This window comes from Phaeovulum vinaykumarii, assembly GCF_900156695.1.
GTDB lineage: Bacteria > Pseudomonadota > Alphaproteobacteria > Rhodobacterales > Rhodobacteraceae > Bieblia_A > Bieblia_A vinaykumarii.
This window is the reverse complement of the sequence record NZ_FTOM01000001.1, coordinates 364,594-387,836: the sequence shown is the minus strand read 5'-3', so window position 1 is coordinate 387,836 and position 23,243 is coordinate 364,594. Positions and strand designations below refer to the sequence as shown.

18 protein-coding genes, 1 pseudogene and 1 CRISPR repeat array (1 of these 20 running past the window's edge) are annotated in these 23,243 nt (G+C 63.6%); of the genes and pseudogenes, 9 read left to right on the top strand and 10 right to left on the bottom strand.

All coding sequences use genetic code 11. The annotated features are described in order from the left end of the window. Positions 1-12: 12 nt before the first annotated feature. Complete coding sequence (locus BW949_RS01830; protein WP_076363208.1) at positions 13-4,881, bottom strand: DEAD/DEAH box helicase; 4,869 nt, start codon at positions 4,879-4,881, stop codon at positions 13-15. 359 nt (positions 4,882-5,240) lie between these two features. On the opposite strand from BW949_RS01830, the gene BW949_RS01825 reads away from it, so the two are divergent. After that, positions 5,241-5,564, top strand: coding sequence for a DUF3768 domain-containing protein (locus BW949_RS01825; RefSeq protein WP_076363685.1), 324 nt, complete (start codon positions 5,241-5,243; stop codon positions 5,562-5,564). A gap of 340 nt (positions 5,565-5,904) precedes the next feature. On the opposite strand, the gene BW949_RS01820 is transcribed toward BW949_RS01825, so the two are convergent. The 9 genes and pseudogenes from BW949_RS01820 to BW949_RS01785 all read right to left on the bottom strand — a co-directional run bounded on the left by BW949_RS01820 (position 5,905) and on the right by BW949_RS01785 (position 11,417). Further along, on the bottom strand, positions 5,905-6,837 hold the full coding sequence (locus tag BW949_RS01820; RefSeq protein ID WP_083947525.1) for an IS5 family transposase: 933 nt from the start codon (positions 6,835-6,837) through the stop codon (positions 5,905-5,907). Positions 6,838-6,987: 150 nt separating this feature from the next. After that, positions 6,988-7,392 (bottom strand): YbhB/YbcL family Raf kinase inhibitor-like protein, encoded by a 405-nt coding sequence (locus tag BW949_RS01815; protein ID WP_159440032.1) that lies wholly within the window; start codon positions 7,390-7,392, stop codon positions 6,988-6,990. A gap of 402 nt (positions 7,393-7,794) precedes the next feature. Continuing rightward, on the bottom strand, positions 7,795-8,511 hold the full coding sequence (locus BW949_RS01810) for a tyrosine-type recombinase/integrase (protein WP_076363207.1): 717 nt from the start codon (positions 8,509-8,511) through the stop codon (positions 7,795-7,797). 85 nt (positions 8,512-8,596) lie between these two features. Further along, positions 8,597-9,127 (bottom strand): phage major capsid protein, encoded by a 531-nt coding sequence (locus BW949_RS01805; RefSeq protein WP_076363206.1) that lies wholly within the window; start codon positions 9,125-9,127, stop codon positions 8,597-8,599. A gap of 62 nt (positions 9,128-9,189) precedes the next feature. Continuing rightward, complete coding sequence (locus tag BW949_RS01800; protein ID WP_076363205.1) at positions 9,190-9,720, bottom strand: hypothetical protein; 531 nt, start codon at positions 9,718-9,720, stop codon at positions 9,190-9,192. Further along, positions 9,686-9,820, bottom strand: a complete 135-nt coding sequence (locus BW949_RS17530) for a hypothetical protein (RefSeq protein WP_268875796.1) — start codon at positions 9,818-9,820, stop codon at positions 9,686-9,688. The genes BW949_RS01800 and BW949_RS17530 overlap by 35 nt, the downstream gene beginning before the upstream one ends. A gap of 22 nt (positions 9,821-9,842) precedes the next feature. Next, a complete protein-coding gene (locus BW949_RS01795) occupies positions 9,843-10,184 on the bottom strand; it encodes an ATP-dependent Clp protease proteolytic subunit (RefSeq protein ID WP_143524389.1) in 342 nt (113 codons plus the stop codon). Between the two features lie 26 nt (positions 10,185-10,210). Continuing rightward, a pseudogene (locus BW949_RS01790) lies at positions 10,211-10,870 on the bottom strand (MFS transporter); the annotation flags it as partial. A gap of 274 nt (positions 10,871-11,144) precedes the next feature. Next, entirely contained in the window at positions 11,145-11,417 is a 273-nt protein-coding gene (locus BW949_RS01785; RefSeq protein ID WP_076363202.1) for a hypothetical protein, read from the bottom strand. Positions 11,418-11,680: 263 nt separating this feature from the next. On the opposite strand from BW949_RS01785, the gene BW949_RS01780 reads away from it, so the two are divergent. Genes BW949_RS01780 through cas2 form a run of 8 tightly spaced genes read left to right on the top strand, consistent with a single transcriptional unit; the run spans position 11,681 to position 19,680 of the window. Next, complete coding sequence (locus BW949_RS01780) at positions 11,681-13,924, top strand: CRISPR-associated endonuclease Cas3'' (protein ID WP_076363201.1); 2,244 nt, start codon at positions 11,681-11,683, stop codon at positions 13,922-13,924. Then, the gene (locus tag BW949_RS01775; RefSeq protein WP_076363200.1) at positions 13,924-14,277 is read left to right on the top strand and encodes a GIY-YIG nuclease family protein; all 354 of its coding nucleotides are present in this window, start codon (positions 13,924-13,926) and stop codon (positions 14,275-14,277) included. The genes BW949_RS01780 and BW949_RS01775 overlap by 1 nt, the downstream gene beginning before the upstream one ends. A 25-nt stretch (positions 14,278-14,302) precedes the next feature. Further along, a complete protein-coding gene (cas5c, locus tag BW949_RS01770; protein WP_076363199.1) occupies positions 14,303-15,001 on the top strand; it encodes a type I-C CRISPR-associated protein Cas5c in 699 nt (232 codons plus the stop codon). After that, positions 14,998-16,758, top strand: a complete 1,761-nt coding sequence (gene cas8c / locus BW949_RS01765) for a type I-C CRISPR-associated protein Cas8c/Csd1 (RefSeq protein WP_076363198.1) — start codon at positions 14,998-15,000, stop codon at positions 16,756-16,758. The genes cas5c and cas8c overlap by 4 nt, the downstream gene beginning before the upstream one ends. Then, positions 16,755-17,705, top strand: coding sequence for a type I-C CRISPR-associated protein Cas7/Csd2 (gene cas7c, locus BW949_RS01760; RefSeq protein WP_076363197.1), 951 nt, complete (start codon positions 16,755-16,757; stop codon positions 17,703-17,705). The genes cas8c and cas7c overlap by 4 nt, the downstream gene beginning before the upstream one ends. Beyond that, positions 17,705-18,355: a CRISPR-associated protein Cas4 gene (gene cas4, locus BW949_RS01755; protein ID WP_076363196.1), complete on the top strand. Its 651-nt coding sequence runs from the start codon at positions 17,705-17,707 to the stop codon at positions 18,353-18,355. Before cas7c ends, cas4 begins: the two co-directional genes overlap by 1 nt. Next, positions 18,352-19,386: a type I-C CRISPR-associated endonuclease Cas1c gene (cas1c, locus tag BW949_RS01750; protein ID WP_076363195.1), complete on the top strand. Its 1,035-nt coding sequence runs from the start codon at positions 18,352-18,354 to the stop codon at positions 19,384-19,386. Before cas4 ends, cas1c begins: the two co-directional genes overlap by 4 nt. Before the next feature lie 3 nt (positions 19,387-19,389). Continuing rightward, the gene (cas2, locus tag BW949_RS01745; RefSeq protein WP_076363194.1) at positions 19,390-19,680 is read left to right on the top strand and encodes a CRISPR-associated endonuclease Cas2; all 291 of its coding nucleotides are present in this window, start codon (positions 19,390-19,392) and stop codon (positions 19,678-19,680) included. Positions 19,681-19,857: 177 nt separating this feature from the next. Further along, a CRISPR array of direct repeats spans positions 19,858-23,243; the repeat unit is 31 nt; unit sequence GTCGCCCCCACCCAGGGGCGCGGATCGAAAC (it continues 10 nt past the right edge of the window).

Here is a 23,243-nt window from a genome sequence, read left to right as displayed (position 1 = left end):
ACTGTCCTCGGTTCAGTCGATGTCCAAGGGTGGCAAGCTGTTCACGATCTTCATCGTTTCAAGGCTGACCGTGATTACACGCTGGAACAGTTCCAGCGGATAGCGGGGGTTGCCGACCGTCTCGTTGGCGTAGTCGTTGGCGTCATTGACGATGCCGCTGTCCTTGTCAGTCTTAACGACCTGGCGTTCCATCACCCATTCCAGCGCGGGCTTGCCGTTGACCACATAGTCATAGGCGGCGAGGGGGATGTTTTGCATTGTGATGTTGTCGTTGTAGATGACGGTCGTGCGGTCCTTTTCCTTGCCCTTGCCGCCGAACTTCATCTTGGTGACGCGGTAGAACTTCTTGGGGTTCGCTTGCGCCTCGTTGATCAGTGCGTGGTTGCCCTCCTTGAAGGTGACCATGTAGGGGTCGACAGTTTCGAAGTTCACATGCAGGTGGCCAAGCTTGCGGCCAGCCTCGGTGAAAGCCGCAAAATCCTCGTATCGTTTGACCGCAGGGATGCGGGGCAGTTGTTTGGCGAGGTTGTTCGCAAAGCGGGTGCGGTATTCAGGCGAATGCAGCAAGCCATAGATGTAGTAGAACAGGTCTTCCTTGCTGATCACCTGCCCCGGATAGGCGGCTTGGAAATGGGCAAGGCCCGCATCGGTGATGGCATCGCGGCGGGTGAGACCAGCCTGCGCGCCCTCGGTGGCGAAGAGGCCCTCTTCGAGTTGTGTTTCTTCGTAGAGGTAGAGGGGAAAACACTGGCCTGAGTCGATAGTGTGCAGATCAGAGATGCGATTGCTCATCAACGCTGAAAATCCCGCTCTTGCCCCCACACCAGAGACTTGAATAACCAAGTTTGCCATGTTGTTCGGGAAAATTCGGCGCATCTTACCATAACGATGGATCAACAGCGGCTCACCATACAGGTGTTGGATCGTGAAGGGTCGATAGTGTGATATTTTGAGCCATTCTGTCGAATAATCGCCGCGGACTCCCTGTTCATATCGCGCAGTGAGGCTGCTGGACCATTTTATTTGCTTGGGATCAGTTGTCGCTTCCGCCAACGGCTTTCCGGCATCGAGTTCAGCGTTATAGGCATTAATTAGCTTACCAACACTAGTCGCAAGCGCCGATGGCGATGAATTGTAAACCCATTGATCGCGATTGGAGTTGATGCCAAGGCTTGCCAATTCAAAGACGGTGGGTTCTCCAGCACCACCCCGCTCACCAGTCCCAATGAGCATGAAGGTGTCAAAGCTCTGGTCAACCTGATCCAGCCAATCATTTTTCGTATCGGGCGTGATTGCCACCCAGCCGCCTGCCTTGGCAATGCCGTCGATAGAACCAAACTTCTGGATCATGCCCAACTTCTGCTTGGTCGTAAGGTCTGGGCCAATGTCGTGAAAATAGATACTGCCTGCCTTGGCCGCGTTAGGTTTTTTCACCAGGACAGCAATGGAAATGCCCGTCATGCTGCCCGAGGCAAATACATTTTGCCCTTCGCGCGCTGCCCCTTTGGACAACATGTTCTTGCGTATGTCACCGCGCAGATGAAAGACGTAAAGGTCGCTAAACTCTTCGGCCAAGCACTTGCGCATCCCGTCGGCAAAGGAGCGTTCAATCCATGCGCTGCCCGACACAAAGCCCATGACGCCTGCATCGCCGATCCGCTCACTAGCCCAACGGAAGGCGCGAATGTAGCTGTCATAGAGGTTTTGAAGGTTGGACGCCTTGGAGCTTGCCGCATAGGTGGCGCTGATGGCTGCATCCAAGGTCGGGTATTCGATGTTCGCTGCGTTGTCGTTCGCGCTCTTTTGCCCCGCCGAATAGGGCGGGTTGCCGATGATCACGCGAATATCCAGCGCCTTTTGCTTGGTGCGCCGTTCCGAGTTGTCGGGCAAGAGGTTGGCGACCATGTCGCGCTCTTGTTCATACATTTGGAAGGTATCGGTCAGCAGGATGCCTTCAAAGGGTTCATAGGGCGCGTTGGTGGACAGGCTGCCATAGCGCAGTTCGTGATAGACGGTTTCGATGTTCACGGCGGCGATGTAATAGGCCAGCAGCACCAGCTCATTCGCGTGAATTTCGTGTTTGTATTTGTGTTCTAGCTGGTCGGGCGCGATCAGGCCCGATTGCAGCAGGCGGGTGATGAAGGTGCCTGTGCCGGTGAAGGGGTCAAGTATATGCACGCCCTCTGACCCAAGGGTTTGGCCGAACTGCGCCTTGAGCACGTCATTGACCGAGTGGATGATGAAATCCACCACCTCAACAGGGGTGTAGACGATGCCAAGGCGGGCGGTCAGCACGGGGAAGGCGGCGCGGAAGAATTTGTCGTAAAGTTCGGTGATCAGGGTTTGGCGGCCTTGGGCGGTTTTCACGCCCTCGGCGCGGCGTTCCACGCTGGCGTAGAACTTGGCGAGGCTTTCGGATTCTTTGGCGAGGTTGTGTTCATGAAGCTGGCCCAGGACGATTTCCATCGCCTTCGAAACGGGGTTTTCCTTGGTGAAGCGGTTGCCTTTGAACAGGGCGTCAAAGACGGGTTTGGTGATGAGGTGCTGTGCCAGCATCTCAATCGCCTCGGCCTCGGTGATTTCGGGGTTCAAGTCGTCGTGTAGTTCGTCAAGGAAGGCGAGGAAGGCGGTGCGTTCCGCACCGGGCTGCGCGACGATGGTCGTGATGCGGGTGATATGGGTCTGGGCGATCTTGGCAATGTCTTTGGCCCAGGTATCCCAGTATTCTCGGGTGCCACACTTCTCGACGATCTTGGCCATGATGGCGCGGGTGAACTCGTCAAAAACCAGTTCGCCTTGTGCGGGAAGTTCGGGTTGACGCGGTTCGGGGCTGTCAGAGCCGATGCCCGCTTTCGGCTTGGACGGCTTGCTCTTGGAGGTGGCGAATGTGTCCACCACAGCGGTCAGTTTCTTCAACTCGGACTCGGATGAAATCCGGACGATTTCGACCTTGTCGCGGATATCCTCACCGATCTTGATCTGGTTCAGACGGGCATCAAGGCGTTCGTCGTGGGCGCGCAGGGCGTTCAGGATTTGCCAGACGACCTGATACCGCTCGTTGTCATTCAGAGCTGCCTCAGGGGTGGTGTCGGGCGGAATGGCAACGGGCAGGATGACGTAGCCAAGCTTCTTGTCCTTGGCCTTGCGCATGACCCGACCAACGGATTGCACCACGTCGATCTGGCTCTTGCGTGGGTGCATGAACATGATCGCGTCCAGCGCGGGAACGTCCACACCCTCGGACAGAACCTTGGCGTTGGTCAGGATACGACAGGTGTTGTCACCGGACTCGGCCTTGAGCCAGCCAAGCAGTTCTTCACGGGCACTGGCGTTGAAGCTGCCATCGACATGGCGAACCTCGGTCGTCAGATAACGGGGGTCTTCGAGCAGTTCGCTGCCGAGGTAAGCGTCGACGACCTGCGTGAATTCAGCCTCGATCACCCGCGATTTGGCGATGCTCTGACAAAAGGCCAGCGCGCGGCGCATCGGTTGCGGATCAAATTCCAGATCGCTGGCGAGATCGGCCTTGGTAAGGGCCTTGTAACAGCCGATGATCTTGGTCGCATCGTCCAGCTTGAGTTCGGAGCTTTCCTTCAAGCGGTTCTGGATCGTAGTGGAAACTAGCCCCTCATCGACGGCCAGCACGACGACCTTGTAATCGGTCAGAAGTTCATTCTCGACTGCCCAGCCAAAACCACGATGGAACAGGTCTTTGCCGAACTTGGTTTCATCATCCATAGAGGCGAGTTCGGCGTCGTGATCATCGGCCTTGCGTTTGGCGCCATCGCCGAAGATGCGCGGTGTCGCGGTCATGTAGAGGCGCTTCTTCGCGGTTACATAATCGTTGCTATGGATGCGGACGAAGTTGCTGTCGTCCTCGTCTTTCAAAGTGACGCCGGTTGTGCGATGCGCCTCGTCGCAGATGACCAAATCGAATTCGGGAAGGCCGTAGTGCTTCTGGGCGCGGGTAAGGACGTCGATGGAGTGATAGGTCGAGAATACGACCGTCATTTGGTCGGGCGGAGCATCCTGAACCTGACGGGCCAAACGGTCAGGGTCCGTGGTCGCCGGGAAGGCCAGATCGTGAACGTTGAGGTCGAGGCTGTCGGCATCCTCATTCCGCCCCACCTTCTTATCGGAGCAGGCGGAAAAGGCCGTGAAGTCCTCGTGGCAGTCATTTTTCCATTCACGCACGGTCTGCGACATCAGGGCGAGCGAGGGTACCATGAAGAGGACGAGCTTGCCCTTTCCGGCGAGGTGTTCGGCGATCCTTAGGCTGGTAAAGGTCTTACCCGTCCCGCAAGCCATGATCATCTTGCCCCGGTCGGCAGATGAAAGGCCCTCGGAGATAGTCTCCAAAGCTTCCCTTTGATCGTCGCGAAGCTGTTTTTTCGGAGCGAGGCTGATGTTTCCGGTGCGGATGAACTGCGACCAGTCGATCCGGCTGGCCTCGAGGTCGTTGATACTGATCCGGTTCCAGTCTTTAGAGACGTTATTGAGCGTCTCTTGGGCGTTCTTGCCAAGTTCCTTACGGGTCGTGTCAGCGATGATCAGTCGCGTAAACAGGTCGTTTGAGGCTGCCGAGATAAAGCTGTCGATGTCCGGCTTCTGGATACTGTAGTTGGGGGCATAGAATTTGCACTGGATCGCCGCGTATCCAGACCCATCGGCCATCGTTGCGACGAGGTCGATCCCGGTGTCACTCCCCCTCCAACGTTGTTCAGCTGCCCATTCACCGAAAGGGACGACCTTCGAGTAGTATTGCTTCTGGATATCGTCGTTCTCGAGGAAAACCCGGATCAGGCGTTCGAAATAATCGCCCTTCTCCCGTTCGCTGCGGGAGGATTCGCGATAGGCGTTCAAAAGGTCTTGCAGTTGCATTAGGGCGACTGGCTCCAAAAAAAAAGTCACAAGGGCGAAGCACGGTTCCTCGTAACCGTTTGGAAAGGTTACGGCGCATCGGCTGCGTCACTATTCACGACCATGAAACGGCGCGCAAGCCACGCGGTAGTAGAACGACAAGACGGTGATGAGGCTGTTTGGCAAAGGCCGAGCCTGAAGGATGAAGCGAGAGAGGCGCAAGAGGATAGGTGTAGAGGTAAGGCTCTGGAAAATATTGTTTTTTTAATGATCGTGGGTCGCTTCGCGACGGGGCTTCGCCCCAGTCCTGGGGTGTGTTGATTGAGGGGAGTTGAGGGGGGATCGGGGCGATCAGAGTTTTCTTCTGATTGGAGCGCCCGATGAATGACAGAACCACCGCAATTCGTTCACTGAACGACTTGGCACGATCAACGTTTCTCGGGTGTCGGGTGATGATCACCCAAGGGGTTCAGGCGTTGGATGATGTCGGGGCAGTCTTGGAGCGCGTAAGGACGTTCGACGCCTTCGACGGGGATAACGACCCCTACGGCGAACACGACTTCGGGTCGTTCGTCCACAACGGCGAGACCATCTTCTGGAAGATCGACTATTATGATCGGACGCTGACGGCTGGGTCAGAGGACCCCACTGATCCTGAGGCGACGATCCGGGTGCTGACGGTGATGCTCGCCAGTGAATATTGAAGGGGGTTTTTTCTGGGGATTGACAAATCGTCAATATCGAGTTAAAATGTTGATATATAATATAAAAATGGTAAATTTCGACACTCTACACCCATATATAACATTTACCATTTTTTGCGATGCGCCCCGATTTTCTATAGGCTTCGGGCCTCGGCACCCTTCGCAATTCTGTTTTCAAATCACCTTCTCAGGGAATTCTCTTCCATCAGGGAAGAGGCGAAGCCTCCATCGCCACCCGTGGCGATGGAGCACTTTTTGATCGATGCACGAGTTATCGAACTTCTTGGGCTCTGTTGCACAAATCGGGTGACGGACAGGGTTCCCCTTTCCCCGGACAGACTCATCCCACGGCTTCCGTGACAGGGATGCCGAGCGCTGTGAAGCCGTTCAGGACAGCGACGCGAACCTGGAACTCTGCAACCTGACGGTCGAAGTCCCGCGCGGACAGGCGCTGCCCCAGCAGCTTGACGCAGTGCATCTTGGTCTCTGCGCGACTTCGGCGGTGATACCCGCTCCATCGTCGCCAGATGGTTCGACCGACGCGCTTCGATGTGCGCAAGATCTCGTTACGCGCCACAGCACCCGGGGTGTCGGGCTTCCAGGGCTTGGCATTCTTGCGGGGCGGAATGATAGCGGCGGCACCTCGGGCTGCGATGGCGTCATGGCATTTGCGGGTGTCGAAGGCACCATCGGCGGTGACGGTCGCGATCTCCTGGTCGGGCGGGATCTGGTCGAGCAGCTCGGGCAGCATGGGCGCATCGCCCACGTCGCTGGTGGTGAACTCGGCCGCCCGGATTTCCAGAGATTTCTCGTCAATCCCGATGTGGATCTTGCGCCAGACCCTGCGTTTGGTGCCCCCGTGCTTGCGGGCGTTCCACTCCCCTTCGCCTTCCACCTTGATGCCGGTGCTGTCGACCAAGAGGTGTAACGGACCCTCCGAGCCGCGGTAGGGGATGTTGACCTTCAGGGTCTTCTGGCGGCGCGACAGCGTGCTGAAGTCAGGCACCGCCCAGTCCAGGCCGATCAGCCGAAGCATGCTCTCGACGAACCCAGTGGTCTGGCGGAGCGCCATCCCGAACAGCACCTTCATGGTCAGGCACGTCTGGATCGCGGCGTCACTGTAGGCAGGCTGGCGCCCGCGCTTGCCGGTCGACGCGGCTCCCCACATCATGGCGGGATCGAACCAGATCGTCAGCGAGCCACGGCGCTTCAGCGCTTGGTTGTAGCTGCGCCAGTTCCGGGTCTTGTAGGTCGGGGGTGTCGGTCTGCTCATGCAGCCCAGCTACCACGCTGGATTCACGAGATGAATCCCTCAAGGGATTTGTGCAACAGAGCCGAACTTCTTGCTGAAACCGTCCCCTGAGATTTCAGGTCCGACGGACGCTTCCATGTGGATCACTAGATTTCCGTAGTGACCGGCTCGTTATTCCGGGTATTTGCGCTGCGCCTTGGCAGTTTCCAGCTTTCCACCGTTCTTCTTGGTCTGCGCCGTTGCCTGCCACTCGTAGGTGTGGCTTCCGTTAGGAGGGCAAGGTTGCTTGTATTTGAATGAACCCGCTGGAACGGTCTTCGATCCATTCCACTCTACGACGCCACCGCCATGGTTAAAGCCCGGGACGTCCCGATCCACCAATTTGAAGCGAATAAACTTCGTTCCCTCTGGGATGTCGCTGAGGGTGAAGGCGGGGCTGCCAACTGTGCCCGGATTGCCAGAGGTGCACGATTTCAACCCCGACCAATCAAAACCAATCTCGAACGCGTAGCCTGGGCTGGACAGGCCAATCAAGGCTAGGGTGGAGAGTGTGGCAAGGTGTGACCGAAACTGCATCGCGATCCCTTTCTGTAAGATGTGCTGTCCCCGGCTTGGGAGGAGCTCTGAGACAACCTTCATACTATCTGACGACTGGATCAAGCAAGGACCGTGTGTGCAGGCAAGCAAAAAAAGTGTGTCGGGTCATCTTTCTGCAAGGGAGTGATCAATGCAGTGCTTCCCTCCTCCGCGACTTGACCTCGCGCTTCATCACGATTTTTCCTCTTAGAGGACACGCAGCCCTCATCGGCCCACTTGGCAAAGGGGATTTTCGCGTGTTATACACAATGTTCTACAAAATAGTGTAACATGTTGTAAAATATGGCAAGTAATGCGATTGAAAATCCGCGTGTCGCTGGTTCGATTCCGGCTCTGGGCACCAGTTCAACCCATTGATTTCACTATGAAATGCCATCGGGTTCACTTCCCTTTCGCCTCGGGTTTGACACTTTTTCCGAACGGTTTGACAACAGCCGTTCTCTTTTCGATCACGTCTTGCAGAGTCGCAGCCGTCGCTTTGTTCTTCTCTGCAAGGTCAGCATCGCGCGAATAGTGGTGTGCCATGCGCTCTGTCTTCTGCCCCAGAAAGTCGGCAATCTCGCCCTTAGTCCTGCCTTCCTCGCGCAGTAGCGTTGCCACGGTATGCCGCAGCCCTTTCAGCGTCAGATCTTTTTCGAGCAGTCCGGCTTCAACTTGCTTTGCGCGCCACCTGTGCCAGACGGTCGAAAACCCGTCATAGGTCCAAGGGGTGCCTTTTGAGCTTGCGAGGATCGTAATTGCATCATGCTTCGGGGCGCGCTCGAGCGCGGCCCGCAACAAGCCGATGATTGGGACGGCCACAGGCTCGCCGGTCTTGCCGCGCGTTGCCCAGATCACGCCGCCGTCAATCGCATCGCGGCGCAGCCCCAGAGCGTCCGAAGGATCAAGGCCGGTGTAGGCCATGACCGACAACGCCGCCGCGACATGGGGCGGTGCATGTTCCAGAACAAAGGCCAGTTCCTCGATTTCCCAGGCGCGATTCGCCCGCTTGAGGTTCTTCGGGCGCGGCTTCGGGATGACCTTTTCCGCGAAGTTGGCGGAGACCAGCCCCAGCGGAATGCAGTATTTGAACACCTCGAAAAGGAAGGTGCGCAGCATATTTGCTTGACGCCATCCCATCTTTTCCGAGGCCTTGTCGTGGATCTTGGCAATCAGGGGCGTGTCGATCGCCGCAACGGGCGTGTCATTGATCGGCGCAAGGTAGTCGGCGACCTGCCACCACTTGTTCGGCTTGGGTCAGAAGATCGGGCGGCACAACCAAGAGCGCCGGCGTGATCGACAAGGGCGCCCCTTGCGTGTCTTTCTGAAGCATCAGCGCCGCGCGCGCAGCGGTCAGCGAGGTTACATTGATCATGGCACCGGTTTCGGCAAGGTTGCCTCGGTCGCTATGGAACGTCTCCTTGCCATCAAGAAGCGTTTGGCCTGCGCCATCGTTCGCCAAAATCGGTTCAAGGATCACATCGCGCAGAGTCCCCATTGCCCCGTCGATCATCTTGCGCGCGACTTGCGTTTCCAGATTGATCGAATTCGCGGAATTGATGACCGCTTCCCGCGTGACATGGAAATTCGCAGCATAGTGCGACAGAACCGGGCTCGCCTCGCCCGACTCGTCAATCGTCACATTTTTAATGCTGTCACCTTCGGGCGTCTTTTTCAGCTTGCCCGAAGCCGACAAACCAACCAAGCGGTGTTCGCGGAAGTCTTCGGCGCTCATTTCGTGCGTGGCAGCCAGAATCGCAGGGGGGTGCACCTCGATCGCCCGGGCAAGAACCGCATTCAAGCCCGCCGTGGTCGCGTGGTAGTAGTCCGAAGAGGTATGGGCACCGCCATCCAAAACCGCATTGCATCCGCATCGCCGCTCACCTGCGCGCGCGCATCACGCGCGACCATGCGCGCCATATCAGCGCGCGACATGGCGGCGAATTCGCGCCCGGTCGTCGGCTCAAACGAAAGCCCGAGGCGGTCGGCCATCTGCGCGGCCATCGCATCGCCCAAGCGAGCAGAAAGCGAGACCTGTTGGCGATCGGCCCGGTAGTAGTCGGCGGGCAAGTGCCCAGAATGGCGGGAACCACTCATTTCGAGATCTTCCTGAACCCGCATTTCGAGGATCTTACCAAGCACGGCCTGCACCATGCCTTCGCCGTCTTTTTTCGTCGGATCAGCTTCGCCCATCTCCGAAAGAAGCGAGGCGGTGATTTCCTTAATCTGCTCTGCACTGACCTTCGCTTGCTCGGCCATATTGGCGATTTGCTCAAGCGACGGGGCGAGCGTTTCAGCCGCGTTCATCGTCAAGCCCGCTTCGGCCATAACGTCTCCGGCCCAAACGGGCAGGTTTTTTGCGGCTGGCAAGGCCGCGCATTTGCGCCATGAAGCGCGCCGGAATTTGTGTCATATCGTTCGGCATCATCTTTCCTTTCCGAAGATCGCGGTCACGCCGCGCGCGTGGCACCTGTGAAGCGTCCCCGAACTGCCTCGGGGGTGTGCTTGAAGGCGTTTAGGTCAAAGCCCGGGGGCAAGGCGCAGGCGCGCACAGCGCCCCCGGCAATTTCATCGGCAAAGTGAAGCGCAACGGCCTCCTCGGCGGTCAGCCACGTTTCTGCCTTCATCCACTCCGCCATGCGCTCAACCGGGTGCCCAGTGGCGCGCGCATAGGCTCGAGCGTAAGTCGCGGCGACTTTCTCGAGCGTGTCGGCTGCCTTACGGTGCGCCTCGGCGGGGCCGATCGACAGGCTTGCCGGGGCGTGGATCATCAGGTGCGCGGCGTCATGCATAATGATCCGCGCCGCCCCCAGCCCCGTCAACACCGGGCCCGGGAGCAGAAGTCCAGCCCCCGCGTCTGGGCCAGGCAGGCAAGGCCCGCCGCCGAGCCGACCATGAAGGTCATGGCGATGCTCGAGGTGCCCTGCGCATCCGGTCCCAGGACCGACATCCCGCGCTCCTGCACCAGCAGGACCACCGTCGCCAGCAGCGCCCCCTGCACCGTCAGGAAGATGAAGAAGTTGTAGATCCAGCTTGCGATCAGCGCCACGCGCCCCGGCGCCTGACAGAGCGCGCGATAAGCGGCAAGGCCCGTCTTCTCGCGCCGAGGCGGCGTGTTTTCGGCCGGGCCGGGCGCCAGCAGGACGGCCATCAGGAAGCCCGCCAGGCTGACCCCGGCCCCGACCAGAAAGGCCACGTTGTCGGAACAGGTGTCGGCCAGCGCCCCGCCCAGCACCAGCCCGCCGGGGATCGAGGCGTTCGGCGCGGTGCGGAAGGCCGCCGTGTGCGTGCCGCGGTTGGCATGGTCCGAGCCCGCCAGAACCGCCACCTGCGCCCCGATCAGCAGAAAGGCCATGCCGATGCCGTTGACGAAGCGCCCCGCCAGCAGCCAGGCCGACATCAGCGCCACGCTGAACATCAGCATGCCCGCCGTCTCGATCGCCAGCGCCGCGGCCATCGTCCGGCGCGGCCCCAGCCGGGCATAAAGCCCCCCCCGGCCACGAAGCTGAAGATCAGCCGCAAGATCCGGTTGGCCGAAAGGATCATCCCGATCATCGCCCCCGAGGTCCCCGGTTCCAGCCCCAGCGCCGGCATGATCGGAAAGACGAGCCCGGCGCCGATCCCCCCCCCCCGGTGAAGGTGAACGCGGCGATCAGCAGGCTTTGAGACAGGCGCGGAGACAGGCGCGGCATCGCGCGGTCCCTTCGTGACTTCAGGGGGTGCAGGGCGTCAGTGTTTCGGAAAAGGGGGCGTCAGCTCTCCCTGATCCGGCGCAGCGCGGGCAGGATGGCGGCCAGTTGCGCCTGTTCCATCGGCGTCGAGACGCATCTCGATGCGCTCTGCCAGCCAGTCCGGACGCCGCGCGCGTCCCTCGCGCAGCCAGGCGCGGCATTTGTCGCGATCTGCGAGGGCGTCAGATCGGCGGTATCGGAATGTTGCCACAGACGCCGGCGATCGGCGCCGAAGAGGCTGCGCAGCTCGCGCGCCCGGGTGTCGGGGATCGAGAGGTCGGGCGTGTCATCCATGCCGCCAAGATGAACCTGTGCAGTAAAGCTGTAAGGATTGGCTGCGCAGTTCGGCTGTCAATCTTGCAGGGCTCCGCGCGAAGCCTGAACCGCGAAGGCGATCGGCGGAACCTGCCGTGTCGCGCTCCATATCGACGCCGGATCCGGACCGCAGATCTCTGGGGCCTCGACAGCGGTGGCGGTCTTGGGGGACACTTTCGCGCGGGACGGGGAACACCGTCCCCTGCCGGGCAAGGGGACGGCATGAGAGGGGAGGGGACGGCATGAGCTGTTACGCGCATTCCGGCCAGGCGGCCGATCGCTCGGACTGGCAGGGGCTGGCCGCGCATCTGGAGGCGGTCGAGCGGCTGGCCCGCGCGCGCGGCGCGCCGCTGGGGCTGGCCGAGGCGGCGGCGATTGCCGGGCGGCTGCATGACCTGGGCAAATACGACCCCGCCTTCGATGCGGTCCTGCGCGGCGAGGGGCGGCGCGTCGATCATTCGACGGCCGGGGGGCGGGTCTTGCTCGACCCCGGTTCGGGCTGTCCCCGCCCCCTGGCCGAGGCGCTGGCGCATGCGATCCTGGGCCACCACGCCGGGCTGCCCGACAAGAGCACGAAGGCTGATGCGTCCTGTCTCGACCGGCGGATCGAGAAGCCGGGCGCGGCGCTCGATCCCGAATGGAAAACCCATCTGCCCGGCGATTTCCGCCCCGCGACCACCGAGCTTGTGGCCCATGTCCGGCCCGGCGCCGTGACGCAGGGCTTTGACCTTTCGGTGGCGGTGCGGATGATCTTTTCGTGCCTGGTCGATGCCGATTTCCGCGATACCGAGAGCTTCTATGACCGGCTCGAGAACCGCGCGCGCGACCGCGACTGGCCCTCGCTTCAACAGATCCTGCCCGATCTGCGAAAGCGCTTTGACAGCCACATGGCCGGGTTCAAGGCCGCGACCGACGTCAACCGGCTGCGCGCGCAGATCCTGGCGCAGGTGCGCGCCGGGGCCCGGATGGCGCCGGGGGCGTTCACGCTGTCGGTGCCCACGGGCGGGGGCAAGACGCTGGCCTCGCTGGGCTTTGCGCTCGATCATGCGGCGCTGCACGGCCATCGGCGGATCATCTACGCCATTCCCTATACCTCGATCATCGACCAGACCGTGGCGGTCTTTGCCGAGGTGCTGGGCGAGGCGCATGTCCTGGCCCATCACGGCGCCATCGAGATGGAGGGCGCCCCCGTGGCGGGGCGCGACAAGATCCGCCAGGCGATGGAGGATTGGGCGGCGCCGGTGGTGGTGAGCACGAATGTGCAGCTGTTCGAAAGCCTGTTCTCGGCGCGTCCCGCGCGGGCGCGCAAGCTGCACAATATCGCCGGTTCGGTGATCGTGCTCGACGAGGCACAATGCCTGCCGCGGGGGCTGCTGCTGCCCACCTTGGCCATGATCGACACGCTGTGCACCCATTACGGCTGTTCGGTCGTGCTGTGCACCGCCACCCAGCCCGCCTTCGACAGCCGCCAGCTTGCGCCCGGCGGGCTGGACCTGGCCGGGCGCGAGCTGGCACCCGATCCCGCGGCGCTGGCGCGCGATCTGGAACGGGCCCGCATCGTGTCGGGCGGCGTGATGGCGGATGATGCGCTGATCGCGGCGTTGGGGAAGACCGCGCAGGGCTTTGTCATCGTCAACAGCCGCCGTCACGCGCTGACGCTGTTCCGGGCCGCGCAGGAGGCGGGGCTGGAGGGGGTGGTGCACCTGAGCACGCGCCAATATCCCGCGCATCGCCGCGCGCGGATCGAAACGGTGCGGGCGCGGCTCAAGGACGGCCAGCCCTGCCGTCTGATCGCCACCAGCCTGATCGAGGCGGGGGTCGATCTGGACTTTCCCTGCGGCTGGCGCGCCGAGGCCGGCCTTGACAGCGTCATCCAGGCGGCGGGACGGGTGAACCGCGAAGGTTGCCGGCCGGTCCCGACCGCGACCCTGACCGTCTTTTCGGCGCCCGACGATCCCCCGCCCGGCGATGTCGCGGCGCTGGCGCGGGCGATGCAGGCGGTGGCGCGCAAGCGCGGCGTCGAGGCCCTGCTGGCCCCCGAGGCGATCCGCGACTGGTTCGAGGAGGTCTATTGGCGCGCCGGGCCCAGGGCACTGGATACGGCCGGGATCTTGCGGGCCTTCGCCTTCGACGGCCGGGGCACCGATTTCGCCTTTCGCACGGTGGCCGAGGCCTATCGGCTGATCGACAGCCCGATGGTGCCGGTGATCGTGAGGCGCGATGCCGCCGCGCAAGCGGCCGTGGCGCGGCTGGGCCATGCGTGGGAGAGATCGGGGCCGATCGCGCGGGCGCTGCAACCCTTCACCGTGCAGATCCCGGCCCCTGCCCGCGAGACCCTGCGCGCCAACGGCAAGGGCGATTTCGTCGCCCGCGACCTGCGCGGCGATCAGTTCTTCGTGCTGAGCGACGACAGCCTCTATCACGACGATTTCGGCCTGTGGTGGGAGCAGGCGGACTATCTGAGCGCGGATCAGGAGGTGTTGTGATGGCCACTCCTGCCCGCCGCTCAGGTTATTCGGTGATCTACAAGGTTACATGGCCAAACGGAAAAATCTATGTTGGCAGCGATTTGACGGATTCAATCAGTTACTTTGGCAGCCCGGATGACCAGTTGATCGAGCAAGATTTTCCCAACCGGGAGACGCGTCAAAAGATAACTGTGACCCGAGAGATCCTCTGGGAGTCCACTACGGCAACCAAGGCTGAGGTTCTGGCGCTGGAGCGGCGGCTGATTGTGGAACTGCGCGCGAATGACCCGAGCATCGGCTATAACCGTCGTCCAGTGTTCCGAAGTGTGCCCGAGCAATCTTCCCATTGCGCGACGCAGCCCAAGGAGTAAGCTGACCGGAATTTCGAGGTGGCCCATGGCTTTTGGAATTCGTTTGCATGTCCGGGGGCGCAATGCGCTGTTCACCCGGCCGGAATTGAAGGTCGAACGCGTCAGCTATGACGTGATGACGCCCTCGGCGGCGCGCGGCATCCTTGAGGCCATTCACTGGAAGCCCGCGATTTCCTGGGTGATCGACCGCATTCATGTTCTCGAACCGATCCGCTTTCAGTCGATCCGCCGCAACGAGGTGGGGCACAAGGCCCCGGCGGGCGCGATCAAGTCGGCCATGAAGCGCGGGGATCTGGCCGGGGTCCAGCTTCTGGTCGACGAGGATCGTCAGCAGCGCGCCGCAACGGTTCTGGTCAATCCCGCCTATGTGATCGAGGCGCATTTCACCCTGTCCGCCCGCGCCGGCGCCGATGAGAACGCGGGCAAGCATCTTGATATCTTCAACCGCCGCGCCGCCCGCGGGCAATGTTTTCACCAGCCCTGTCTGGGCGCGCGCGAATTCGCCGCCGATTTCGCGCTGGTGCCGCCCGATGCGCCCTTGCCGGCGCGCAATCCGCAGGCCGAGACCGCCGATCTGGGGTTCGGCACGCCGCGCGATCTGGGGCTGATGCTGTGGGACATCGACCATGCCGCGCCGGGCCGGCCGTCGATGTTCTTTCGCGCGCGCCTGGTCGACGGGGTGATGGAGGTGCCCGCGCCGGGCAGCGCCGAGGTGCTGCGATGAGCATGCTGGCCGCGCTGGTGCGCGCCTATGATCGCCTGCCCGACGCGCCGCCCTTCGGGTATTCGTCCGAGAAGATCGGCTTTTGCGTGGTGCTGACGCCCGATGGCGCCCCCGCCGAGGTGATCGACCTGCGCAGCCCCGACAGGAAACGCAGCCCGCGGCTGCTTCAGGTGCCGCAGGCGGTCAAGCGCACGGCGGGCATCGCGCCCAACTTCCTGTGGGACAAGAGTTCCTATGTGCTGGGGGTGACGGCCGGCACCGGCAAGCGCACCGCCGAGGAACATGCGAAATTCCGGGAACGGCATCTGGCGGCGCTGGAGGGGGCCGAGGATGCGGGGCTGCTTGCGCTGGCGCGGTTCCTGCGCGACTGGCGCCCCGAGGCCTTTGCGCCGCCGCTCTGGCCCGACGACGCGCTGGACCAGAATCTGGTCTTCCGGCTCGAGGGCGATGCGCTCTTCGTGCATGACCGGCCCGCGGCGCAGGCGCTCTGGGCGCAGCTGGGCGCGCAGGCGGCGGCCGATCCGCAGCGCTGTCTGGTCACCGGTCTGCCCGCGCCGGTTGCCCGGCTGCACCCGTCGATCAAGGGCGTGTGGGGCGCGCAATCTTCGGGCGCAAGCCTCGTGTCGTTCAACCTTGATGCCTTTTCGTCCTATGGCCACAGCCAGGGCGACAATGCGCCCGTCTCCGAAGCTGCGGCCTTTGCCTATACGACGGTCCTGAACCGCTTTCTGGAACGCGACAGCGGCCATTTCATCCAGATCGGCGATGCCTCGACGGTGTTCTGGGCCGAGGCCGGAGCGGAGGGGGCCGGTGCGGACGAGGCGGCGCAGGCCGAAGACCTGTTTGCCGCCTTCTTCGATGCGGGGGCCGCCGAGACCCGGGCCGCGCGCGAGGTCGAGGCCCGGCTCGAACGTCTCCGGCAGGGGCTGCCGCTGGCCGAGATCGCGCCGCAATTGTCCCGCGGGGTGCGGTTCTTCGTGCTGGGGCTGGCCCCCAATGCCGCGCGGCTGTCGGTGCGCTTCTGGTGCGCGGATGATTTCGCCGCGCTGACCCGCCATTACCAGCGTCATGTCGAGGACATGCGCCTTGAACCGCCCCCGCGCGAGGGTTGGCCGCCGCTCTGGCGGTTCCTTGTCGAATTGGCAGCGCAGGGCAAGCGCGAGAATGTGCCGCCCCTGGTCGCGGGCGAATGGATGCGCGCGATCCTGACTGGCACACCCTATCCGATGACGCTGCTGTCGACCGTATTGATGCGCATCCGCGCCGACGGCGAGATCAACGCCCGGCGCGCCGCGCTTCTCAAATCCGTCCTGATCCGCAATTTCGCCAAGGAGGTTCCCGTGGCGCTCGATCCCGGCACTACCAACAAGGGCTATGTTCTCGGTCGCCTCTTTGCCGTCTACGAGGAGGTGCAGCGCGCCGCTCTGGGCGGTCATGTCAATGCCACGATCAAGGACAAGTTCTACGGCGCGGCCTCGGCGTCGCCGCAAAAGGTGTTTCGCACGCTCGATGCCGGGGCGCAGAACCACTTTGCCAAGCTGCGCAAGCAAAGTCCGGGCCGGGCGGTGAACCTTGAAAAGCTGATCGGCGGGATCGTCGATCTGATGGAGCCGACCAACGACCCCATTCCCAATACGCTGAGCACCCAGGAACAGGCGATGTTCGGCATCGGCTATTACCACCAGCGCAGCGATTTCTTCCGCAAGCACGACGAGACGTCCACCGACGATACGCCCATCACGGAGGCTGACCAATGACCCCGCTTTCCCGCCGCCACGATTTCGTGCTGATCTTCGACGTGACGAACGGCAATCCGAATGGCGACCCTGACGCCGGCAATCTGCCGCGGATGGACCCGGAAACGAACCATGGTCTGGTGTCCGATGTCAGCCTCAAGCGCAAGATCCGCAATTACGTCGAATTGGCGCGCGCCGGTGTCGAGGGGCATCATATCTACGTTCAGGAAGGCGCGATCCTGAATGAAAAGCACCGTCAGGCCTATGTGGCGGTGCGCGGCGACGAGAAATCGAAGAAGGATGCCAAGCTCAATCCCAAGACCGATGCCGAGGCCGATGAGCTGCGCGCCTGGATGTGCGCCAATTTCTTCGATGTGCGCACCTTCGGCGCGGTCATGTCGACCGGCATCAATTGCGGCCAGGTCAAGGGCCCGGTCCAGATGACCTTCGCCCGCTCGGTCGAGCCGATCTTCCCGGTCGAGGTGTCGATCACCCGCATGGCGGCCACCAACGAGGCCGAGAAGAAGAAGCGCGACGCCGCCGATGACAGCGACAGCCGCACCGACAACCGCACCATGGGCCGCAAGCATATCGTGCCCTATGGCCTTTATGTCGCGCATGGCTTCATCTCGGCCAAGTTCGCCGAACGCACGGGCTTTTCGGAGGCCGATCTGGATCTTCTGCTCGAGGCGCTTGCCAGCATGTTCGAACATGACCGCTCGGCCGCGCGCGGCGAGATGACGACGCGCAAGCTGATCGTCTTTGCGCATGAAAACCCGCTGGGCAATGCGCCGGCGCATGCTCTGTTCGACCGGGTGCGCATCGGCCGCGATGTCGACGGCGCCTTCCGCGAGCTGGACGACCGCGGGCTGGGCAATCTGGCCCCGGCGCGCAAGTTTTCCGATTACCGCGTCGAGATCGACCGCGAGGGGCTGCCGGCAGGGGTCGAGATCCGCGAGATCCTCTGATGTCTGCCGCGCCGGACGGGGGCGATCCGATCCCCCTTTCGGCGGTGCAGCATGCGGTCTATTGCCTGCGTCAGGCGGCGCTGATCCATCTTGAACGCCTGTGGCAGGACAACCGCTTCACCGCCGAAGGGGACGTGTTGCACGCGGTCGCCGACAAGGGCGGGCGGCGCAAGGGCAGGGGGGTGCGGCGGGTGCTGTCGCTGCCTCTGGGCTCGACGCGTCTCAACCTGTCGGGCGTGGCAGATCTGGTCGAATTCACGCCCGGCCCTGACGGGGGCGCGCGCCCCTTTCCCGTCGAATACAAGCGCGGCAAGCCCAAGCTGCACCGCGCCGACGAGGCCCAGCTCTGCGCCCAGGCGCTCTGCCTCGAGGAGATGACCGGCCAGGACGTGCCCGAAGGCGCGCTGTTTTACGCACAGACCAGACGGCGCGTCATCGTGCCCTTCGATGCCGATCTGCGGGCGCTGACCGAAGCCGCGGTGGCCGATCTGGCGGCGGTCCTGCGCGCGGGCGTCACGCCGCCGCCCACGCCGCACAAGGCGCGCTGCCGGGCCTGTTCGCTGCATGATCTGTGCCGCCCCGACAGCGTGGCCCGTCCGGTGAAGCGCTGGCGCGACCAGACCCTTGCGCGCCTTCTGGAGGCGCCATGAGAAAGCTGCTCAACACCGTCTATGTCACCACCGAAGGCGCGGCCCTGCGCAAGGACGGCGAGACCCTGATCGCCGAGATCGACGGCGCCGAAAAGACCCGCGTGCCGCTGCACATGCTCTCGGGGCTGGTGGTGTTCGGCCCGGTCCTGCTGACCCCCGCCTTGATCGGCGCCTGCGCCACCCGCGGCATCTCGATTGCCCTGATGAGCCGCCAGGGCCGCTTCGAGGCCCGCGTCGAGGGCCCCGTTTCGGGCAATGTGCTCTTGCGCCGCGAACAATACCGCCGCGCCGAGACCCCCGAGGAGATCGTCCGCTCGATCGTGCTGGGCAAGGTGTCGAACCAGCGCGCCGTGCTGCGCCGGGCCTTGCGCGACCATGGCACCGAGATGGCGCCCCCCGCCCGCGACGCGCTCGAGGCCGCCGCGGACCGCATGGCCCGCATCCTGCGCCGCGTCCAGCTGACGGAAACGGATGTGGCGGCGATGCGCGGCGCCGAAGGCGAGGCCGCGCAGCTCTATTTCGCGGTCTTCGACCATCTGATCCGGTCCCCCGACCCGGAATTGCGCTGGACCGGGCGCAGCCGCCGCCCCCCGCGCGATGCGATGAATGCGCTGCTGTCCTTTCTCTATACGCTGCTCACCCATGAGTGTGCCTCGGCCTGCGAGACGGTGGGGCTTGACCCGGCGGTGGGGTTCCTGCACCGCGACCGCCCCGGCCGGCCCAGCCTTGCGCTCGACCTCATGGAGGAATTGCGCGCCCCCCTGGCCGACCGTCTGGCCTTGTCGCTGGTCAACCGCCGCCAGCTGCGTGCGGGCGATTTCCGCGCCATGGACGGGGGCGCGGTGCTTCTGGGCGACGAGGCGCGCCGCACCGTCCTGACCGCCTGGCAGGAGCGCAAGCGCGAGGAACGGCTCCACCCCTTCCTTCAGGAAAAGGCGCCCTTCGGCCTGGTGCCGTTCCTTCAGGCGCAGCTTCTGGCGCGCCATCTGCGCGGTGACATCGACGCCTATCCCCCCTGGTTCTGGAGCTGAGGCATGCTGGTTCTGGTCACCTATGACGTCAACACGCTGGAAGAGGGCGGCAAGAAGCGCTTGCGCCGCGTCGCCCGCGCCTGCGAAGATTACGGTCAGCGCGTCCAGTTCTCGGTCTTCGAGATCGAGGTCGAGCCCGCGCAATGGGTCAAGCTGAAGGCGCGCCTCGAGGACATCATCCACCCCGAGCATGACAGCCTGCGGTTCTATTATCTCGGGGCGAACTGGAAACGGCGGGTCGAGCATGTCGGCGCCAAGCCCGCCCTCGATCTCGGAGGGCCGCTGATCCTCTAGGCTGCGAACCACAAGCGTGCCGGCGGTCCCGCCGGTGTTCGCATCGTGCGAACTCCTTGAAATCGTTGATCAGGAAATGACAACCGGGCGCAACCGGCGCGCCCGCGGCATTCTGCCGTCCCCATGCGCGGAAATGCGCTATTTTTCATAATGAAGAGAGGAGGTTAGCCTGAGCCAGTCGCCCCCACCCAGGGGCGCGGATCGAAACGCAGCATCAATGGTCCGTGGCGCTGATCGCGCTGCGTCGCCCCCACCCAGGGGCGCGGATCGAAACACCTTCGGCGTAGACATGTTGACCGCACAAACTTGTCGCCCCCACCCAGGGGCGCGGATCGAAACCATCGCGGTGATCGCGGCCTGCGCGCGACGAAGGGTCGCCCCCACCCAGGGGCGCGGATCGAAACATCCTCGTCGAGGAAATTCACATGGAAGGGCGCCGGTCGCCCCCACCCAGGGGCGCGGATCGAAACCACGTCTCCGCATGTGTGAGTTAGCCCGGCAGGTCGTCGCCCCCACCCAGGGGCGCGGATCGAAACCGTGGTGCAACCGTAGGTAGTAAATGCGATTTATGTCGCCCCCACCCAGGGGCGCGGATCGAAACACTTCCAGGACGCCGGGCGGTTGCTGGTGGAAGCGTCGCCCCCACCCAGGGGCGCGGATCGAAACGTTTTCACCGCGACGTAATCCACGATCCTCTCGCCCGTCGCCCCCACCCAGGGGCGCGGATCGAAACTTTACGAGATGGAGCCGGTCACATGAGCGCCTCAGGTCGCCCCCACCCAGGGGCGCGGATCGAAACACCATCATCGACGAGCTGCACGAGCTGGGGAAGAAGTCGCCCCCACCCAGGGGCGCGGATCGAAACATGCTGATGCTGCGCGACCCGGAGGCCCGGCACTCGTCGCCCCCACCCAGGGGCGCGGATCGAAACCGGTGGGGGGCGGCGCATGATCCCCGCCCGCCGTGTCGCCCCCACCCAGGGGCGCGGATCGAAACAGCCCGCAGAGCGTCTCGAACACCTCGGTCTCGGCACGTCGCCCCCACCCAGGGGCGCGGATCGAAACAAGTATGACCGGAAGGTCTATTCCGGCCTGCCGTCGTCGCCCCCACCCAGGGGCGCGGATCGAAACGCGCGCCTTGGCCTGTCTGGCGACGACCTCAAGAAGGTCGCCCCCACCCAGGGGCGCGGATCGAAACACCCAGATCCTGGGGGTCGAGACGCTCAACGTGCGTCGCCCCCACCCAGGGGCGCGGATCGAAACGCAAACCGTGAGGCGGTCAACATCGGCAACACCACCGTCGCCCCCACCCAGGGGCGCGGATCGAAACTGGGCCGATGGTCGCGGCACGGCCTACGAGGGTTGTCGCCCCCACCCAGGGGCGCGGATCGAAACAGCGCGAACACCTGGGCGACCGGCCCTATGCCGCCGTCGCCCCCACCCAGGGGCGCGGATCGAAACTCGAGGATATGGGCAATAACGATGCGGCTGTGCAGGTCGCCCCCACCCAGGGGCGCGGATCGAAACCGGGCGGCGATGGGACGCCAATACGTCACCGCGCCAGTCGCCCCCACCCAGGGGCGCGGATCGAAACCAAAAGCTCGAGTGGCAGAAGACCAGGGACCGCAAGTCGCCCCCACCCAGGGGCGCGGATCGAAACCGCGTGTCCGATGGGCAGACTTTCCCGAACCGGACGTCGCCCCCACCCAGGGGCGCGGATCGAAACCAGGCCGCGACGATACCGTCAACCGTGAATACGGGTCGCCCCCACCCAGGGGCGCGGATCGAAACTGGATATCGCTGGTGCTGCAGCGGCTGCATTGCGGTCGCCCCCACCCAGGGGCGCGGATCGAAACCGAGTTGATGCTGGAAATCATCAAGCGGCTCGGTGGTCGCCCCCACCCAGGGGCGCGGATCGAAACAGCGCGAACACCTGGGCGACCGGCCCTATGCCGCCGGTCGCCCCCACCCAGGGGCGCGGATCGAAACGTTAGGCGGGGCGCGACGGCGAAGCCGAATTACAGGTCGCCCCCACCCAGGGGCGCGGATCGAAACGTCGCCTGGAAGCCGTGAGAATAACAATCCTGTAGGCGGGTCGCCCCCACCCAGGGGCGCGGATCGAAACGTCGCAGCCCCATCCGTATCTTGCTGACGTCTGGGTCGCCCCCACCCAGGGGCGCGGATCGAAACGCGTCACCTATGGGAAGGAATGCTAATCGTGACTGTCGCCCCCACCCAGGGGCGCGGATCGAAACACCTGGTTATGTCTCGTGGTCAGAGCAAACCGCGGGGTCGCCCCCACCCAGGGGCGCGGATCGAAACGAATCCGATCTGGAAATTCACGGGGCGAAATATTGTCGCCCCCACCCAGGGGCGCGGATCGAAACGGCGGGTCCGCGGGGGAGCGGTTCGTCGAGCTGCTGTCGCCCCCACCCAGGGGCGCGGATCGAAACCTCCTCCTCGAACTCCACCTCGTCGGCCAGCTCGCGTCGCCCCCACCCAGGGGCGCGGATCGAAACAAGCCCACGTCTGCCTCGCGTCTTGAGCGCGAGATGTCGCCCCCACCCAGGGGCGCGGATCGAAACCTTGACCAGATCGGCGGCTGTGCTGTCGAAACCGTCGCCCCCACCCAGGGGCGCGGATCGAAACGCCGGTCAGAGACTGCGCCGCGTGCGATCTGATCCGTCGCCCCCACCCAGGGGCGCGGATCGAAACAGCGCAAAGCGGCCGACGCGCTCGGTCAGCCGCGTGGTCGCCCCCACCCAGGGGCGCGGATCGAAACAACGTCTGGAGCATGGCGGCCAAGAAATGAGCCTGTCGCCCCCACCCAGGGGCGCGGATCGAAACTCGCGCAGCTCGCTGCCGTTGCGCGTCAAGCAGATGTCGCCCCCACCCAGGGGCGCGGATCGAAACTTGTCGCGTTGGCTGCGCTCGGATGGGCACGCCCTGTCGCCCCCACCCAGGGGCGCGGATCGAAACGCCTCGATGTGGTCGAGCCTTCAGGACCAGGCCCGCGTCGCCCCCACCCAGGGGCGCGGATCGAAACGATCTGCCCGAGGCGCTGGAGATCTCGCGCACCGTCGCCCCCACCCAGGGGCGCGGATCGAAACATACGATCCCGTCAACTGCAGGGTGATTCCACCGACGTCGCCCCCACCCAGGGGCGCGGATCGAAACGATCCCGAGTGCCACCACCTACACGGGGGTAGATCGTCGCCCCCACCCAGGGGCGCGGATCGAAACGACGTGATCCACGCCAACATTGACAAGGAGGGCCGGTCGCCCCCACCCAGGGGCGCGGATCGAAACATAGGTCTCGACGGGGGGACGATCAGGCTGGCGCATGTCGCCCCCACCCAGGGGCGCGGATCGAAACTTTAATCGGCCGTCCGTCTTCGCCCACCGGGCCCCGTCGCCCCCACCCAGGGGCGCGGATCGAAACCTCGATCCGCTCGCGGTATGGTCTGGCCGGGATGGTCGCCCCCACCCAGGGGCGCGGATCGAAACCACGTCAAGCACTACGGGCGCCACGGCGGGAGGGGGGTCGCCCCCACCCAGGGGCGC